At 60.6% G+C, this 551-nt stretch carries 1 protein-coding gene; it reads left to right on the forward strand.

Going from position 1 to position 551, the window contains the following annotated elements; genetic code table 11:
• A partial coding sequence (locus HYI44_RS29195; protein WP_225571216.1) for an electron transfer flavoprotein subunit beta/FixA family protein occupies positions 1-551 on the forward strand: 551 nt, incomplete at both ends.

Below are 551 nucleotides of genomic sequence, written 5' to 3' on the forward strand. Positions count from 1 at the left end.
GTTGCGACTGAAATCGTCGTCGTCTCCGTCGGCCCGTCCACCGCTCAGGAGCAACTGCGCACTGCGCTGGCCCTGGGTGCCGACCGCGCCATCCTCGTCGAATCCGCTGAAGATCTGACTTCCCTGGCCGTTGCCAAACTGCTCAAGGCTGTTGTCGACAAGGAACAGCCACAGCTGGTGATCCTTGGCAAACAAGCGATCGACAGCGACAACAACCAGACTGGCCAGATGCTCGCGGCATTGAGCGGTTATGGCCAGGGCACGTTCGCGTCGAAAGTGGAAATCAGCGGCGACAGCGTTGCCGTGACCCGCGAAATCGACGGCGGCGCGCAGACGGTTTCCCTGAAGCTGCCGGCCATCGTCACCACTGACCTGCGTTTGAACGAGCCGCGTTATGCGTCCCTGCCAAACATCATGAAAGCCAAGAAGAAGCCTCTCGAAGTGCTGACTCCGGATGCTTTGGGCGTTTCCACCGCCTCCACCAACAAGACCGTGAAAGTCGAAGCGCCTGCTGCACGCAGCGCGGGTATCAAGGTCAAGTCGGTGGCTGA

This window comes from Pseudomonas sp. Y24-6, assembly GCF_020295325.1.
Classification (GTDB): domain Bacteria; phylum Pseudomonadota; class Gammaproteobacteria; order Pseudomonadales; family Pseudomonadaceae; genus Aquipseudomonas; species Aquipseudomonas gregormendelii.